Source organism: Bradyrhizobium sp. LMTR 3 (assembly GCF_001693485.1).
Taxonomy (GTDB): domain Bacteria; phylum Pseudomonadota; class Alphaproteobacteria; order Rhizobiales; family Xanthobacteraceae; genus Bradyrhizobium.
In genome coordinates this window covers 55,967-71,259 of the sequence record NZ_MAXC01000043.1, presented here as the reverse complement: position 1 = coordinate 71,259, position 15,293 = coordinate 55,967, and the positions used below count along the sequence as shown (strand labels likewise).

Annotated in this window: 14 protein-coding genes; 6 read left to right on the top strand and 8 right to left on the bottom strand. The window is 64.3% G+C overall.

Annotation, left to right across the window (positions count from 1 at the left end; translation table 11 throughout):
* The first annotated feature begins 104 nt into the window (after positions 1 to 104).
* Positions 105 to 521: a hypothetical protein gene (locus tag LMTR3_RS23910; protein WP_065747461.1), complete on the top strand. Its 417-nt coding sequence runs from the start codon at positions 105 to 107 to the stop codon at positions 519 to 521.
* Positions 522 to 1,441: 920 nt separating this feature from the next.
* Here LMTR3_RS23910 and LMTR3_RS23905 read toward each other — a convergent pair.
* The 3 genes from LMTR3_RS23905 to LMTR3_RS23895 form a co-directional block, all read right to left on the bottom strand.
* A complete protein-coding gene (locus tag LMTR3_RS23905) occupies positions 1,442 to 1,891 on the bottom strand; it encodes a hypothetical protein (RefSeq protein ID WP_065747460.1) in 450 nt (149 codons plus the stop codon).
* Between the two features lie 118 nt (positions 1,892 to 2,009).
* Entirely contained in the window at positions 2,010 to 2,369 is a 360-nt protein-coding gene (locus LMTR3_RS23900; protein ID WP_065747459.1) for an ElaB/YgaM/YqjD family protein, read from the bottom strand.
* A 66-nt stretch (positions 2,370 to 2,435) separates the two neighbouring features.
* Entirely contained in the window at positions 2,436 to 3,539 is a 1,104-nt protein-coding gene (locus tag LMTR3_RS23895) for an AI-2E family transporter (protein WP_141686804.1), read from the bottom strand.
* A 294-nt stretch (positions 3,540 to 3,833) separates the two neighbouring features.
* On the opposite strand from LMTR3_RS23895, the gene LMTR3_RS23890 reads away from it, so the two are divergent.
* Both LMTR3_RS23890 and LMTR3_RS23885 read left to right on the top strand, forming a co-directional pair.
* The gene (locus tag LMTR3_RS23890; RefSeq protein ID WP_065747458.1) at positions 3,834 to 4,604 is read left to right on the top strand and encodes a L,D-transpeptidase; all 771 of its coding nucleotides are present in this window, start codon (positions 3,834 to 3,836) and stop codon (positions 4,602 to 4,604) included.
* Between the two features lie 35 nt (positions 4,605 to 4,639).
* On the top strand, positions 4,640 to 5,278 hold the full coding sequence (locus LMTR3_RS23885; protein WP_065747457.1) for a DUF2865 domain-containing protein: 639 nt from the start codon (positions 4,640 to 4,642) through the stop codon (positions 5,276 to 5,278).
* Positions 5,279 to 5,449: 171 nt separating this feature from the next.
* Here the strand turns inward: LMTR3_RS23885 and LMTR3_RS23880 are convergent, their stop codons facing one another.
* Positions 5,450 to 7,543: a methyl-accepting chemotaxis protein gene (locus LMTR3_RS23880; protein WP_065747456.1), complete on the bottom strand. Its 2,094-nt coding sequence runs from the start codon at positions 7,541 to 7,543 to the stop codon at positions 5,450 to 5,452.
* 205 nt (positions 7,544 to 7,748) lie between these two features.
* Here LMTR3_RS23880 and LMTR3_RS37935 point away from each other — a divergent pair, with 205 nt between their 5' ends.
* Positions 7,749 to 7,904: a Thivi_2564 family membrane protein gene (locus tag LMTR3_RS37935; RefSeq protein ID WP_141686784.1), complete on the top strand. Its 156-nt coding sequence runs from the start codon at positions 7,749 to 7,751 to the stop codon at positions 7,902 to 7,904.
* A gap of 62 nt (positions 7,905 to 7,966) precedes the next feature.
* Here the strand turns inward: LMTR3_RS37935 and LMTR3_RS23875 are convergent, their stop codons facing one another.
* From LMTR3_RS23875 to cysD, 4 genes are all read right to left on the bottom strand, one after another.
* The gene (locus LMTR3_RS23875) at positions 7,967 to 8,167 is read right to left on the bottom strand and encodes a CsbD family protein (RefSeq protein WP_028349298.1); all 201 of its coding nucleotides are present in this window, start codon (positions 8,165 to 8,167) and stop codon (positions 7,967 to 7,969) included.
* A 95-nt stretch (positions 8,168 to 8,262) separates the two neighbouring features.
* Positions 8,263 to 10,425, bottom strand: a complete 2,163-nt coding sequence (locus tag LMTR3_RS23870; RefSeq protein WP_065747455.1) for a malate synthase G — start codon at positions 10,423 to 10,425, stop codon at positions 8,263 to 8,265.
* A gap of 132 nt (positions 10,426 to 10,557) precedes the next feature.
* Complete coding sequence (gene cysC, locus LMTR3_RS23865) at positions 10,558 to 12,474, bottom strand: adenylyl-sulfate kinase (protein WP_065747454.1); 1,917 nt, start codon at positions 12,472 to 12,474, stop codon at positions 10,558 to 10,560.
* 24 nt (positions 12,475 to 12,498) lie between these two features.
* Positions 12,499 to 13,293: a sulfate adenylyltransferase subunit CysD gene (gene cysD / locus LMTR3_RS23860; protein ID WP_065747828.1), complete on the bottom strand. Its 795-nt coding sequence runs from the start codon at positions 13,291 to 13,293 to the stop codon at positions 12,499 to 12,501.
* A 253-nt stretch (positions 13,294 to 13,546) separates the two neighbouring features.
* Here cysD and cysG point away from each other — a divergent pair, with 253 nt between their 5' ends.
* Both cysG and LMTR3_RS23850 read left to right on the top strand, forming a co-directional pair.
* On the top strand, positions 13,547 to 14,983 hold the full coding sequence (cysG, locus tag LMTR3_RS23855; protein WP_065747453.1) for a siroheme synthase CysG: 1,437 nt from the start codon (positions 13,547 to 13,549) through the stop codon (positions 14,981 to 14,983).
* Complete coding sequence (locus LMTR3_RS23850; protein WP_065747452.1) at positions 14,980 to 15,291, top strand: DUF2849 domain-containing protein; 312 nt, start codon at positions 14,980 to 14,982, stop codon at positions 15,289 to 15,291. The genes cysG and LMTR3_RS23850 overlap by 4 nt, the downstream gene beginning before the upstream one ends.
* Positions 15,292 to 15,293: the final 2 nt, after the last annotated feature.

Genomic DNA, 15,293 nt, shown 5'->3' with positions numbered 1-15,293 from the left:
GCAAATATTTTTCGTACACGGTTAAGTGATCGCTAAGCACCGGACCTGCGGCTACTCGGTTCGGGTTGTGTTCGTGATCGCCATGGGGCGAGGGACACAGAGCCATGTCACAGATTTTCAAAGCAATTTTTGCCCTTCTTGCCGTCTTCGCCACGTTTGGCGCCGTTCAGCTCGCTTCCGGCCACGACCTCGCCAGCCGGCTGAAACTCGCCGCGACCTCACCCGGAACAGACATCAACCGCGGAGCAGACATCAACCGCGCCACCAAGGCCGACCGCGCGGCCGTCAAAGCCGCGGCGGGCCAGACCGAGACGATTACGATCCGGACCGTCGGCCTCGAGGACACTTCCGTGGTGGTACGTGTTCCCGTGGTTCAAGAGGAGGCGCGGAACCGCCCGGCGCCGCCGGCCAAACCCGACAACAAGCCCGGCAAACCGAAGACAACGATCGCCTGCGAACCGCCCGTCAGCGTGCTGACCGAAGTCGCAAAGCTGCTCCAGCCCGGCCGCTGCGTGACGTAGGCATCGTATCCGCCAAGCGAGATCTGTAGGTTGGGCAAAGGCGCGATAGCGCCGTGCCCACCATCTATCATCGAGCACGGTGATTGATGGTGGGCACGCTTGCGCTTTGCCCACCCTACGAAATGCAAACTGATTTGCCTCGCGCCCAAGCGAAATTTCAATGCGCGGTTGCGACCAATTGGCACGACGGGCAAATCACTTCTGATTTTCAGAAATCGTGTCAAGCCCGGGAATCAAAAATATTCCGCTTAACATCACGGGCAAATCATCGGCATAACTCCGCCGTCTCACCCGATGGAGGGGCGGCTCGCGATCGTCACGAACGCGCGGTGAGATGCGATGGACGCTGATGGCGCGCTAGACGTACGCGCCGGAGGCGTACGGTGAAGTCGTGTGGTTCGGGCGCCGCGGTGCTGGCGTTAAGTTGGCGGGAAGTGTCCCGCCGATGACGGAGGCAAAAGAGCCGTTCTCCGGGAAGAGCACGAAGTAAGCCGTAAAGCCATTGCGCAGGGAAGGCCGGGATGCTCCCGCTGTACCTGTATGCTCGTGTGCGTGTTCTTTATGCGCAATGGCACACGAGACCGCGGGTGCGGCGCGCACCCGGTCTTCCCTGCGCCCTCAGTTTGGAGAGGGCGGGAAGTTGAGAGCATACCTCGGGCGAAATGCGCCGCGAGATCGCCTCCTCATACTCGGTAGTCATCGCCCGGCTTGACCGGGCGACCCAGTATTCCAGAGACGCCAGTGATTGAACCGAGAAGCCGCAGCGTACTGGATCCCCGCCGGAGCCTGTCATCGGCGCGCATTCGCGCGACCCGTTGGCGGGGACGACAGTCGAGTGTTGCGTCGCTATCTCTCCCCGTCATTGCGAGCGCATGCGCGCGGAACAACAACTTCGTTATCTCACGACACGCGAGGCTCGTCTACTCCGCCGGCGCTTCGCTCTCGCCGCTGCTTGCGTTGGCGCGGCTCGCGAGAAATCCAAGCGCCAGTCCGCCGATTGCGAGAATCGGGATCAGCTTCTTGACGCCGATGGCGCGGATCACCTGGATGCCGGTCGCGACCAGCACCGGATCGGACAGCACGGCCTGCGCGGTGGATCGCGCCTTCGCTGCCTGCTTGGCGCGCTCCTCGATCTGCTTCTTGCGCACCATGTACCAGCCGGCCGCGATCAGCGCGACCACGAAGAAGATGCCGGCCCCGGTGAGGCAAGCCTGTACGGGACCGTACCGCTCCAGCACGAACACGAAGGCCGCGGCGCACAGAAACGCAGCCGTGACCAGCAATGCCATCGCCGCCGCTGCCGCCAGCGAAGTCAGTCGCAACGCGGTGCCGGTCGATTCCTTGAAATCGTCGATCAGTCGCTGAAACATGGCCACGCCTCGATCTGAAAGCCGCGTCAACAAAACACGCCGCAGCGCTCCGTCGCCACGGGAATGCAAGAGGCGATGCAAGGCATGGCTGCCCAGCGCACGCGATCCGTCGCCAAACCTACCTACGCCACGTCACACCGATCAGAAAGCCGATCCCCAGCGCTAGGGCGACGGTTGCCAGCGGACGCTGCGTGATGGCGTCTTCCAGCGTCTCCTCGATCGAAGAGGCGGCGTCCTGGGCGGCGTCCATCATCGCGCTGCCGCGCTCCGACACGTCGTCGACCACCTGTTCCGCATTGGCGCGCGCCTGCCTGAAGCCATGCCGCGCCTGCTTGCCGGCGGTGCCGGCAAAACTGCCCAGCGCGTCGGTAATCTGCTCGGTCAGGGCTGCGATATCGTTTTTCACAGCGGTTACATCCTTCTGCAGGCGCTCGTAGGTCGCTTTGTCCGTCAGATTCTTCATTGCGGCGTCAGACATCGAAAGCTCCCGGGTACTGAGTTCATTCGCGGAACAAACGCTCCGCCGAATGGGAAGTTCCTCGCCCTAGTCCTCCGGCAGTTGCGGCGAAGCCGGCGGCATCAAGTGCTCCTTCACGATCAGCGCGACGATCAGAAGCGGCGACGACAGGAACGCGCCCATCGGGCCCCACAGCCAGGTCCAGAAAGCCACCGCCAGGAATACTGCAAGCGCGTTCAGTGCCAGCCGGCGGCCGACGATCGTCGGTGTCAGGAAATGACCTTCCAGAAAAGTCATCACGGCGAACATGGCCGGCGCCAGCAACCCGGCGCCGATGGTCGGGAATGCGACAAGGCCGACCACGACCAGCACGGCAAACATCGCCACCGGGCCGATGATCGGAATGAAGTTCAGGATCGCCGCCAGTGCGCCGAGACTGGCCGGGTTGGGCATGCCCGTGACCGCGCAGATCAGGCCGGTGGCGATGCCGACGCCGGCATTGATCATGGTCACCAGCAACAGATAGTTGCCGAGATGCTCCTCGATCTCGTTGAGGATCCGCAGCGTCCGCAGCCGCCACGCCCGCTCGCCGAAATTCAGGATCAGGGCCCGGCGCAGGTCCCGCCAGCTCGCGATGAACAGGAGCAACGTCGCGATGAACAGCAGGAATTCGGCAAAGGTCGGCGACAGGAATTCCAATGTAGGCTGCACCCAGTCGACCTTGGGCAGATGCAACGTCGTCAGCGTATCGGGCCCGCCGAGCATGCTCTGCAACTCCTGCCACAGCACGAGCGGCCGGTCGAACACGCGCAGCTTGTCCTTCAAAAGCGCTCCCAGCTCCGGAAGCTTGCTGCTCCATTCGATCGCGGGCGAGGCGATCAGGCCGACCATGAAAGCGGTGGCGGCGCTGGTGGCAGCCACGATCAGCACCGCGGCGACCGCGCGCGGAATGCGGTAACGCTCCAGGAGGCCGGCGGCCGGGGAAAGCATAGTCCCGACGATAAAGGCCATCGTGATCGGCAGAAGGAACGCCTTGGCGAGATAGAGGCCGGTGATGATGCAGATGATCAGAAGGCCCACGAGGCAGATCGCAACTACTTCCGTGCGACGGATGACCGGCGGCAAATCGAGCTTGCTCTCGGGGACCGGCGTGCCTTCCTGCTCGTGGGAAAGCTGGCGTTCACCGGGCAACGGCTTTGTCGGCGGAGATTTGGCGGCCAAAGGCTTGGCGGGCGAAGGCTTGGTGGGAATGACGCTCACAATGGTTTTCCCTCGCCCGAAGCGGCGGTGACACGGCAAAGCGACGTCGCGAACCGGACTGCGATCATAACGTGACGCCAAGGTGCGAGTTCCAATCGCGCAGGCGTGAGCGGTGTCGCACTTGACGTGATGCGACGCGACATCGGCGGTTCGGAACCGCCGGCTCGCGGCGGCGTTTGTTGGAGCAGGGCATCCAGCGATGCGCAATCCCACGGGGCAGGTCCCATGACACAGTCCTCCGATCGCCGGCCTTCGTCGCGCGTGGCGAGCGCGTTTGTTCTCGTCGCCGCCGTCTTGCTGACGCCCTCGGCACTCTTGAGCGCTGCGAACGCGCAGACGCTCGGCTACGCGTCCACCCCACCGAATGGCTATCCCGCCGATGAGGTGATTGCCTCCGACGAGGGCGCGACGCCCGAACGGCTTCGACGCGCCGTCGTCCCCTTCGGCACGACCGAGGCGCCGGGCACCATCGTCATCGATACCGGCAACACCACGCTCTATTACGTGCTCGGCCAGGGCCGCGCCGTCAGGTACGGCGTCGGCGTCGGTCGCGAAGGCTTTACCTGGTCCGGGGTGCAGACCATCAGCCGCAAGGCGGAATGGCCGGATTGGCATCCACCCAGCCAGATGATCGCGCGCCAGCCCTATCTGCCGCGCTTCATGGCCGGTGGTCCCGGCAATCCGCTCGGCGCGCGGGCGATGTATCTCGGCACCAGCCAGTACCGCATTCACGGCACCAACGATCCTTCGACGATCGGGAAATTCGTCTCGTCCGGCTGCATCCGCCTGGTCAATGAGGACGTCATCGATCTGTTCAACCGCGTCGATGTCGGCACCAAGGTCGTGGTGCTGCGGAAGAACGCGCCCGTCATGGCGCGCGGCGGGGACTCCAGGACCGGCATCACGGCGCGTCCGGCCGCGGCGCATTCGCGCCCGGTCGCCGCCGCGCCTTCGGGCCGCCAGGCGATGAACCTGACGCCGCCGGAGCTGAACTGAATTGATGCCTGGTATTGCGTGAGAGGAGAGCGTTGATGCGATCGGGAAAACTGGCGGCATGGGGAGCAGCCGCGCTGGCCTGCGCGTCGGCGTTGGCGCCTGCCGCGCAGGCGCAGGACTTCTTCTCGCAACTATTCGGCGGATTCGCCCGCCCGCGCCATCAGCCCACTCTCCAGATGCCGTTTCCCAATGACGACGGCCAGGTGTATGTGCCGCGCGGCGAGGGGCGCACCCGTTACGGCGGCGGCCAGGCCTATTGCGTGCGGACCTGCGATGGACGCTATTTCCCGGTCAGCGGATCCGACAATGCCAGCCGCGCAGCCTCCTGCAACAGCTTCTGCCCGGCAAGCGAGACCAAATTGTTCTATGGCAGCAGCATCGACGACGCGGCCGCCGAAAACGGAAAAGCCTATTCGGAATTGCCGAACGCGTTCCGCTATCGCAACGAACTCGTCAGCGGCTGCACCTGCAACGGCAAGGACCAGGTCGGGCTGGCGCTGGTCAAAATCGAGGACGACCCGACACTGCGCAAGGGCGACATCGTCGCCGGCGAGAACGGGCTATTGGTCGCGGGCCGCAGGGGCGACAGGCGCGGCGCCGAACTGAACCTCTCACCCGCCTCCGGCAAGGTCCGCGCCAAGTATGGGCGCGTGCCGGTGGTGGCGCGGGATTGAGAGGCTCGGCCACTCCCTCTCCCGCTTGCGGGGGAGGGCCGGGGTGGGGGTGCCTCCGCATAACGGATGCTTAGAGTTCGCGGAGGGACTTCTCCCACCCGCCACGCTCTGGCGAGCGCGTCGACCGGAGAGCGAGCTTCGCTCGTCTCGACCCCGCGGGAGAGTAACCAGCTAAGCCGCGCGGATCTTGCCGAGGAACGCGGTGACCTGATTGCCGAGCTGCTGGCTCTGCGTCTCCAGCGTCTGGGAAGCCTGCTTGACGTCCTCGGCGGCGGCTGCTGCTGCGTCGGCATCGGCCTTCACGCCAGTGATGTTGTCGGACACGTTCTTGGTGCCCTGCGCGGCAAACTGGGTGCTGCGCGTGATCTCCTGCGTCGCGGCACCCTGTTGCTGCACGGCGGCGGCAATCGCGGTCGCGACCTCGTTGACCTCGCCGATGATGCTGCCGATGCCCTTGATGGCGTCGATGGCCTCGCCGGCAACGCGCTGGATGTCCGAGATCTGCTCGGAAATCTCCTCGGTCGCCTTCGCAGTCTGGCTCGCCAGCGATTTGACCTCGGAGGCGACCACCGCGAAGCCGCGGCCTGCCTCGCCGGCGCGCGCGGCCTCGATGGTGGCGTTGAGTGCCAAGAGATTGGTCTGCGCGGCAATGGTATTGATCAGGCCGACGACTTCGCCGATCCGCCCTGCCGATTGCGCCAGCCCCTGAACGGTGCCGTCGGTATTGCGCGCCTGGCCGACCGCGCGGCTGGCGATGCTGGCGGCGTGCGCCGCCTGCTGGCTGATGTCGTTGATCGAGGCGCTGAGCTCTTCGGAAGCCGCAGCGACTGTCTCGACGCTCATCGAGGCGTCGCCGGAGGCCTTCTCGGCGACCTGGACGCGCTCGTTGGTCTGGCGCGAAATCGTCGAGAGGCCGGTCGAGGTGGTCCGCATCTGGCCGGAAGCATCGCCGAGCTGGGTGAGCGTCTCGCGCACCATGCCCTCGAACTCGCCGACATAGCTCTCGATCGCCTGCTGCCGCGCCATCGCGCCGGCGTTGCGGTCGCGCTCCTGCGCTTCGATCCGCGCCTTGTCGGCGGCCTGCTGCTTGAACGTCTCCAGCGCGCCGGCCAGCGCGCCGATTTCGTCTTGGCGCGCCGCATGGCCGGTATCGACGCCGAGGTCGCCGGCTGCGACTTTCAGCATGGCGTCGCGCATGGCGTGCAGCGGCTTGATGACGCGGCGGGTAACGATCGCCATGGCGCCGAACGCCAGCGCCAGCGCGCCGGTCAGCAATGCGAGCTGCATCGTCAGCGAGCGTTGGGCGGTGGAGCGCAGGTGCGCGGCGTGATCCTTGGCGGCGTCGAGCGCGGCCTCGGCGACGGCGACGGCGGCAGCGAGACGCCCGACCGTGACCGGGGTCCACTGGTTGGCGGTCAGTTCCGACTTCTCGCCGGCCGCAACCTGCGTCAGCAGCCGGTCGCGCAGAGCGAGATATTGCGGCTCGAAATAGGCGGTTTTGGTTGCAGCCATGGCGCTCGAGATCGCCGGGGGCAACTGCATCCCCGCGGCGGTCAATTCCAGCGCGCTCCAGGCGGCGTCGATGCCGCCGCTGTATTTCGTATAGGCGAGCCTCATCTCAGGCGCCACCTTGCCGGTATTGAGCCCGTTCGAGACGATCAGCGAGGCTTCGCCGGCGGTGTTGCGCAACAGCCAGGCGATCTGCTTGATCGCCAGCAACTGGTCGATGGTCGCGTCCTGGTGATTGACGGCCGCACCCAGCGCCCCGGACAGCTTCTCCAGCGTCTCCAGCATCGCGCTGGCGGCAGCAAAGTATTCCTTGGCCAGTTCGGGGCGGCGCGCGGCCTTCGGCTTGGCCACGGCTTCCCAGAACTCCTTCTGCAGCGTGGTCATCGTCTTGTAGAGGCGGTCGAACTCGGGGACCAGCGTCTGGTGCTGCGCGAACTCCAGGCCGCCGAGCAGGCCGAGCGCATTGCCCATCGCCGGCATTTCGGTGTCGCGGATGTTGCGCAGATACTTCTCGATATCGGCGTCCATCGGCGCATCGGAATTCAAGAGCCGGTTGGTCGTGGAGCGATCGGTGCGCAGATTGTGCATCGCCTTGAACATGTTTGCGGAGGCGTCGGCGATGACCGCAATGCGGCTCGCCACCTGCAAGCGGCCCCAGGAGTCCCAGGCACTAAGCGAAAATCCGACCACCACGCAGAATGAGGTGACGAGGATGACGGCTTTCAGCAGCGCGGATACGGTCAGACGGTTCAACATGATGCTCCCCCGAGGCGTCGTGGGTCATTTGGGGGGGAAACGGTAAAGACTTATCGAGTGAGAGCCGCGTAGTATTACGAGGATTCCTTGAAATGGCTGCGATTTTCCAAGCGGGCTCGGTTCCGTGGCACGGAACCCGGCGCGCTTGTTCACGTTAACAAAACACTACCAGCGCATTTTCCGGCCAACGCCGAGGGGGCTTCGCATGCTTGTCAGTATACTCATCACGTTTCTGGTCGTTATCCTCGTCCTCTATCTCATCAACCTCCTGCCGATCGACGGCCGCGCCAAGCAGATCGCCCGCGTCGTGGTGATCATTCTGGGCGTGATCTCGCTGTTGAGATACATCGCGGTGATTTAGCCGCAGCCACCAACGAAAAAGCCCCGGCGCGGACCGGGGCTTTTTCGCTCGAAAGCGCGTTCCTATTTCAAGGTCCTGAACCAGTCGTCCACGTCCTTGCGGATCTGGTCCTTGGCGAAGCCGTAGCGCTGCTGCAGCTTGCCTTCGAGTTGTTCGCGGCGGCCCTCGATGACGTTCAGATCGTCATCGGTAAGCTTGCCCCACTTCTCCTTGGCTGAGCCCTTGAACTGTTTCCAGTTGCCTTCAACCCTGTTCCAATCCATCGCCATCTCCTCCTCAGTTGGTATGGCGATCAACGGACAAAAAGCTCAGGCGTTCCGCCAGAATCAATGCGGCATCGTGACGTGTCGCGGCGGGCTCAGCCCGCCGCCTTTGCCTCGCGGCGGCGAGCGGTGAGGATGTATTCGGTGTAGCCGTTCGGCTGCTCGCGGCCCTTGAAGACGAGATCGCAGGCGGCCTGGAAGGCAACGCCATCGAACGAAGGCGCCATCGGCTTGTAGAGCGGGTCGCCGGCATTCTGCTTGTCCACCACGACGGCCATTCGCTTCAGCGATTCCATCACCTGATCCTTGCTGACGACGCCATGCGCCAGCCAATTCGCCAGATGCTGGCTGGAAATCCGCAACGTCGCGCGGTCCTCCATCAGGCCGACGTCATGGATGTCGGGCACCTTGGAGCAGCCAACGCCCTGGTCGATCCAGCGCACGACATAGCCGAGGATACCCTGACAGTTGTTGTCGATCTCCTGCTTCACGTCATCGGGCGCCCAGTTCGACTGCGACACCGGAACGGTGAGGATGTCGGAGAGTTTTGCGCGCTGGCCACCCCTGGCGAGCTCCTCCTGTCGCGCGATCACGTTGACCTGGTGATAGTGCAACGCATGCAGCGTGGCGGCGGTCGGCGAGGGCACCCATGCCGTGGTCGCGCCGGCCTGCGGATGACCGAGCTTCTGGGTCAACATGTCGGCCATCTTGTCGGGTGCCGCCCACATGCCCTTGCCGATCTGGGCATGGCCGGGCAGGCCGTCGATCAGTCCCATGTCGACGTTCCAGTCCTCATAGGCCTTGATCCAGGGCTGCGCCTTCATGTCGTTCTTGCGGATCATCGGACCCGCTTCCATCGAGGTGTGAATCTCGTCGCCGGTGCGGTCGAGGAAGCCGGTGTTGATGAAGCAGATGCGCTTCGAGGCGTTCTGGATGCAGGCCTTCAGGTTCACCGTGGTGCGACGCTCCTCGTCCATGATGCCGACCTTCATGGTGTTCTCGGGCAGTCCGAGCAGCCTTTCCACCTCGCCGAACAGTTCACAGGTCAGTGCGACTTCGTCGGGGCCGTGCATCTTCGGCTTGACGATGTAGATCGAGCCGGTGCGGCTATTCCTGATCTTCGAATTGCCCCTGAGGTCGTGGATCGCAAGCAGACCGGCGACCGCAGCATCGAGCAGCCCTTCCGGAATCTCCTCGCCCTTTTCATCGAGCAATGCGTCGGTGAACATGTGATGGCCGACATTGCGCATCAGCAGCAGGCTGCGACCGTGCAGCGTCAGCTCCTTGCCGTCGGGCGTCTTGTAGACGCGGTCAGGGTTGAGAGATCGTTGAACCGTCTTGCCGCCCTTCTCGAAATCGGCGGAAAGCGTGCCGTTCATCAAACCGAGCGTGTTGCGATAGACCAGCACCTTGTCTTCGGCGTCGACCGCGGCAACCGAGTCTTCCATGTCGAGAATGGTGGAAACCGCCGATTCCAGAATCATGTCGGCGACACCGGCCGGATCATCCTTGCCGATCGAATGATTGCGGTTGATCTTCACTTCGACGTGCATGCCATTGTTGACGAGCAGGACCGCGGAAGGCTGAGCGGGGTCGCCCTGGTAGCCGGCGAACTGCGAAGCGGATTTTAGCGCGGTGGCGTTGCCGCTCTTCAGTTTAACCGCGAGCTGGCCGGCGATGACGCTGTACGACGTCACATCGGTGTGGCTGCCGGTCGCGAGCGGCACGGCGGAGTCGAGGAACGCCTTGGCCTTGGCGATCACCTTGTCGCCGCGCGCCTTGTTGTAGCCGCGGCCAGCTTCGCTCGGATCATGCGGAATCGCGTCGGTGCCGTAGAAGGCGTCGTATAGTGAGCCCCAGCGCGCGTTCGCGGCGTTCAGCGCGTAGCGGGCATTGGTCAAGGGAACGACGAGCTGCGGTCCGCAGATCTTGCCGATCTCCTCGTCGACATCTGATGTCTCGACCTTCTGCGTGGCCGGCTCGGGCAGGAGATAACCGATCTCCTTCAGGAACGCCGTATAGGCGTTCATGTCGAACGCCTTGCCCTTGTTGGCGCGATGCCAGCCGTCGATTTTGACCTGCAGCGCGTCGCGGAGGGCGAGCAGCTCGCGATTTTTCGGCCCGAGCTTTTTGACGATGGCGGCGACGCCGGCCCAGAACGCGTCTGGGGAAATCCCGGTCTTGGGAGTCGCCTCCTTGGCGATGAAATCGAACAGGACAGGGGCGATCTTCAATCCGTGGGCATCGACACGATTCATGACGGGCTTTCTCGGGTAAACTGGCGTTCAATGGCTGGTTTTCAGACGAAAACAGCAAAAAACGCGCCAAAGGGGCGGTATTGGCCGCCCTTTTAGCCCTAAAGCCGGGTCGATGAGAAGGCCCCAAAAGGCCTAGATATTCGCCGCCAGATCCACCAGTTCGTCGAACAGAATGCCCGTCTCAGCCAGCATCCGCTCGATCTCGTCGGTCGCATCCGAAACCGTGCGCGCAGAGGTGTCGATGCGGAGCTCCGCTTGAGCCGGCGGTTGATAGTCGTTGCCGATGCCGGTGAAAGCCTGCAGCGTGCCCGCGCGCGCCTTGGCATAATGGCCCTTGGGGTCGCGGCTCTCGCAGATTTCGGCCGGCGTCGCGACGTAGATCTCGCGGAACGAAGCATCGGCGATGCGGCGCGCGGCTGCGCGATCGTCCGCGGACGGCGACACCGCAGCGACGACGGCAATGTGCCCGTTGCGCGCCAGATGGGTCGCAACTTCCGCCAGCCGGCGGATGTTCTCGGTGCGGTCCTGCGCCGAGAAGCCGAGATCGCCGTTGAGGCCGGCGCGGAGCGTGTCGCCATCGAGCAGAATGGGCGAACCGCCGCGCGAAAACAGCCGTCGCTCGAGTGCGCGCGCCAGCGTCGATTTGCCTGAGCCCGGCAGGCCGGTCAGCCAGATCACCGCGCCGTTGTGGCGGTAGCGCGCCGAGCGCTCTTCCGGGCGCAATGCGGATTCCACCGGCACGATGTCGATCGGAACGGCGCGCTGTCCGGCATCGACCGACAGCACGAGGCCGCCGCCGGCGATGCGGCCATTGACCTCGATCACCAGCCGACCAGTGCGCGAATTTTCCTGATAGGGATCGGCCGCGATCGGCTGCGCCAGCGAGATGTCGATTTCGCCAACATGATTGCGCGCGATCGCCGTGGTCTCCTCGTTGGAGAGTTCACCGGGATCGACCGCCTTCTCGATCGCGACCACGCTGGCGCGGGTTTCCCGCGTGCCGAGGCGGATCAGGATCTGGTCGCCCTTCGACAGCGGCTTGTCGTGCAGCCAGAAAATGCGCGCGCGAATGCGCCGTGTGTCGCGCGGGGTAGCTCCCGCATGGGCGATGACATCGCCGCGCTCGATGAATAATTCGCGGTCGAGCGTGATGCCGACCGAACGGCCGGCGCCGTGACTGCCCTTCAGCGGCGTCACTGGCCAGCTCTCCACCGTCTTGATCTTCGCGATCTTGCCGGCGGGCATGATGACGATTTCATCGCCGGCACTCAGATGTCCGGACTCGATGCGCCCCGCAACGATGCGGCGGTCGTCGAACTTGTAGATCGCCTGCACCGGCAGCCGCAGCGCCAGTTGCTCCAACGGCCGCGCCGGCTCGAGCGCGTCAAGCGCTTCGACGACGGTTGGTCCCTGGTACCAGCCGATCCGTGGCGTCTGCTCCGCAACGCCGTCGCCGTCGCGCGCGGAAATCGGAATCACGGCCGAAGGCGTCACGCCAAGGCCGATGAGATGCGTCGAAATCTCGTCGCTGATCTCCTCGAAGCGATCCGCGCTGAAATCGACGCGGTCCATCTTGTTGACGACGATCGCGACCTGCCTGATGCCCAACAGATGCAGCAGATAGCCGTGACGCCGGGTCTGGTCGCGCACGCCCTCCAGCGCGTCGATGATCAGCACCGCACCGTCGGCCTGCGAGGCGCCGGTGATCATGTTGCGCAGAAATTCGGCATGGCCGGGCGCGTCGATCAGTACGACGTCGCGCGAGCGGGTGCGGAAGCGGATTTGCGTGGTGTCGATGGTGATGCCCTGATCGCGCTCGGTCTGCAGCGCATCGAGCAGGAACGACCATTCGAACGGCATGCCGCGCCGTGTGCTGACGGCTTTCAGCATCTCCAGCTTGCCTTCGGGCAGGCTGCCGGTCTCGTGCAGCAGGCGGCCGACCAGCGTGGATTTGCCGTGATCGACGTGACCGACGATGACGATGCGGACTTGCGGGCGGGTGGTGCCGTTCGGTGTTGCCGAAACGCTGGCAGGCAGGATCATGTTCATCGCAACGCTCACAGCAAATGTCCGTTAGAGATAGCCGGCGACGCGCAGCCGCTCGAAAGCATCTTCGGTCTCATGATCCAGCGCGCGGCCGGCGCGCTCCGGCACCCTGGTGCCGTCGAGCTCGGCGAGAATCTCGTCGATGCTGGAGGCGGTCGACGCCACCGGATTGGTGATGTCCTGATCGCCCAGCGAGCGATAGCGCTTGCCGTCCTTCGAGAGATAGAGCGGAATGATCGGAATGTTTTCGCGCTTGGTGTAGGCCCAGATGTCGGCCTCGGTCCAATGCAGGATCGGATGGACGCGCAAATGCGCGCCTTGCGGCACTGATGCGTTGAACTGGTCCCAGAACTCCGGGGGCTGGTCGCGCACGTCCCAGCCGCCTTCGAGTCCGCGCGGCGAGAACACGCGCTCCTTGGCGCGCGTGGCCTCCTCATCGCGGCGGATGCCGGCAATCAATCCGTCGAAACCATATTTGGTCAGGGCCCACTTCAGCCCTTCGGTCTTGCGGGCGGCCGAACGTGCGGCCGGCGGTAGCGTTGGATCGACGGCATCGATCGACGGGCAGGGTTCGACCTTCAGATCGAGATCCCACTCTTTTCCGAAGCGATCGCGGAAGGCGTACATCTCGGCAAATTTCTTGCCGGTATCGACGTGAAGCGCCGGAAACGGCACGCGGCCGAAGAAGGCCTTGCGCGCCAGCCAGATCATCACGTTGGAATCTTTTCCGAGCGACCACAGCAGCGCGAGTTTTTTCAACCGCGCGAACGCCTCGCGCAGAATGTAGATGCTCTGTGCCTCGAGTTCGTCGAGATGATCCATCGAGGGCGGCGGCAGCCGTCCATCGGTGAAAATTTGTTCGACGGTGGCACCGCTTTTGCGGTCCGCGCCACGCAACCGGTCTTTGGCAGAGTCGGGATTGAGAAGATGCATCTCTGGGCCTTGGCCTTGGTGGGCGAAAATTCTATAGTCGCGATGCAACAGAGAAGAAAAAATTTTCTCTTTGCGGGCGCTGAACGACACATATATAGAAAATAATTCCAGTCAACCCCGAAGTGGGGGAAGCGAGTTTCGCATGCGATTTCTGCCCGTATTTCTCGACCTGCAAAGCGGCGTGGTGCTGCTCGTCGGAGCCGGCGAACTCGTGCGCGCGAAGTTGCGCCTCTTGGCATCGGCCGGCGCAAACATTCGCTGGTATGCGACCGACGGCAGCCATGACGTTTCGGGACTCGATGCGGCCGCTGCCGCGCGGATCGAACGCGCAACCGGCGATCCGCTCACGGCCGATATCTCAGGCGTCATCGCGGTGCTCTGCGCCGGCGCCGGTGATATCGGCGTTGCGATGTCGGTGCGCGCGAAGGCGGTCGGTCTGCCTGTGAATGTGATGGACGATCTCGCGCATTCCACTTTCATCTTTCCGGCGATCGTCGATCGCGGCGACGTCGTCGTCGCCGTCGGCACCGGCGGTGCTTCGCCGGTGGTCGCACGTCGCGTGCGCGAGCGCATCGAGGCGGTGCTGCCGGCGCGCATCGGCGATCTCGCCACCTTCATCGGCAGCTTTCGTAAATCGATGCATGCGCGCATTCCCGAATTTGCGCTGCGCCGCCGGTTCTGGGAGCGCGTGATCGACGGCCCGATCGGTGCGCTGGTTCTGGCTGGGCGCAAGACCGAGGCGGAAACCGCGCTGAATGAAATCGCCGATCCCTCCGCCTTCGCTGGCGCGAACGAGGACGGCAAGGCCGAGGGCAGGGTGACGCTGGTCGGCGCGGGGCCGGGCGATCCGGATCTGCTCACCATCAAGGCGTTGCGCGCGCTGCAGGATGCCGACGTCGTTTTCTACGACGAGCTGGTCTCGCCGGAAATTCTCGACCGCATCCGTCGCGACGCTTCGCGCATTCCGGTCGGCCGTCGCGTCGGCAAACCCGGCATCGGCCAGGATGCAATCAACAAGCTGCTGATCGAGGCTGCCAAGGCTGGACAGCGCGCGGTGCGGCTGAAGGGCGGCGATCCCTATGTCTTCGGCCGTGGCGGCGAGGAGATCGAAGTGTTGCGCGCCGCAGGCGTTGCCTATTCGGTGGTGCCGGGCATCACCGCAGGCCTGGGCGCTGCCGCGCAGTTCGAAGCGCCGTTGACCTATCGGCATGAGGCGCTGCGCATCACTTTCCTGACCGCGCACAAGGCAAAGGACGCCGAGAACGTCGACTGGTCGGTGCTGACAGACAAGAAGATGACCATCGTGGTCTATATGGGCATGACCGCCGCGCCGTCGGTCCGCGCGGGTCTGTTGGCTGCCGGTCGGTTGCCGCAAACGCCCGTCGGTGTGTTCGCGCGGGTGACGCGGCCGGATGCGCAGGCCGTGGTCGGGACGCTCGAAAACCTTCCCGCGCTGGTCGAAAAAATCGATGGCGGCCCCGCCATCCTCATCATCGGCGACGTCGTCGCGCATTCCGCGCCGTGGCGCCAGTCCAACCTCAATCAAGTCATCTCAAAACTATTGGATGCTGCCGAATGACCTCTCCGCTCGAACAAAAGAAAATCAGAATCACCGGGCCGTCGGTAGTGACCGCCAACCGCACCTGGGATGGCGCCGTGGTCTACCGGACCGCACAACAGGGGTGGTCGACCGCTCTGTCCGACGCTGCGATCGTGAGCACTTCGGATGATGCGCGTGCGTTGCTCGCCGAAAGCGCGGCCGATGACGTCGGCGCGGTCGGTGCCTATATCGCCCCGGTCGAGCTCAAGGGCGGGGTGGTCAAGCCCGGCAACCTCCGTGAACACATCCGGTCGAAGGGCCTCACCATCGACCTTCTTCCGGCCTAAAG

Bases quoted from the DNA above. Each gene is read 5' to 3' on its own strand.
- LMTR3_RS23900 (WP_065747459.1), bottom strand. From the start codon at position 2,369: ATGTCTGACGCCGCAATGAAGAATCTGACGGACAAAGCGACCTACGAG.
- LMTR3_RS23850 (WP_065747452.1), top strand. From the start codon at position 14,980: ATGACCTCTCCGCTCGAACAAAAGAAAATCAGAATCACCGGGCCGTCG.
- LMTR3_RS37935 (WP_141686784.1), top strand. From the start codon at position 7,749: ATGCTTGTCAGTATACTCATCACGTTTCTGGTCGTTATCCTCGTCCTC.
- LMTR3_RS23880 (WP_065747456.1), bottom strand. From the start codon at position 7,543: ATGTTGAACCGTCTGACCGTATCCGCGCTGCTGAAAGCCGTCATCCTC.
- LMTR3_RS23910 (WP_065747461.1), top strand. From the start codon at position 105: ATGTCACAGATTTTCAAAGCAATTTTTGCCCTTCTTGCCGTCTTCGCC.
- LMTR3_RS23885 (WP_065747457.1), top strand. From the start codon at position 4,640: ATGCGATCGGGAAAACTGGCGGCATGGGGAGCAGCCGCGCTGGCCTGC.
- LMTR3_RS23870 (WP_065747455.1), bottom strand. From the start codon at position 10,425: ATGAATCGTGTCGATGCCCACGGATTGAAGATCGCCCCTGTCCTGTTC.
- LMTR3_RS23905 (WP_065747460.1), bottom strand. From the start codon at position 1,891: ATGTTTCAGCGACTGATCGACGATTTCAAGGAATCGACCGGCACCGCG.
- LMTR3_RS23890 (WP_065747458.1), top strand. From the start codon at position 3,834: ATGACACAGTCCTCCGATCGCCGGCCTTCGTCGCGCGTGGCGAGCGCG.
- LMTR3_RS23875 (WP_028349298.1), bottom strand. From the start codon at position 8,167: ATGGATTGGAACAGGGTTGAAGGCAACTGGAAACAGTTCAAGGGCTCA.
- cysG (WP_065747453.1), top strand. From the start codon at position 13,547: ATGCGATTTCTGCCCGTATTTCTCGACCTGCAAAGCGGCGTGGTGCTG.
- cysC (WP_065747454.1), bottom strand. From the start codon at position 12,474: ATGAACATGATCCTGCCTGCCAGCGTTTCGGCAACACCGAACGGCACC.
- cysD (WP_065747828.1), bottom strand. From the start codon at position 13,293: ATGGATCATCTCGACGAACTCGAGGCACAGAGCATCTACATTCTGCGC.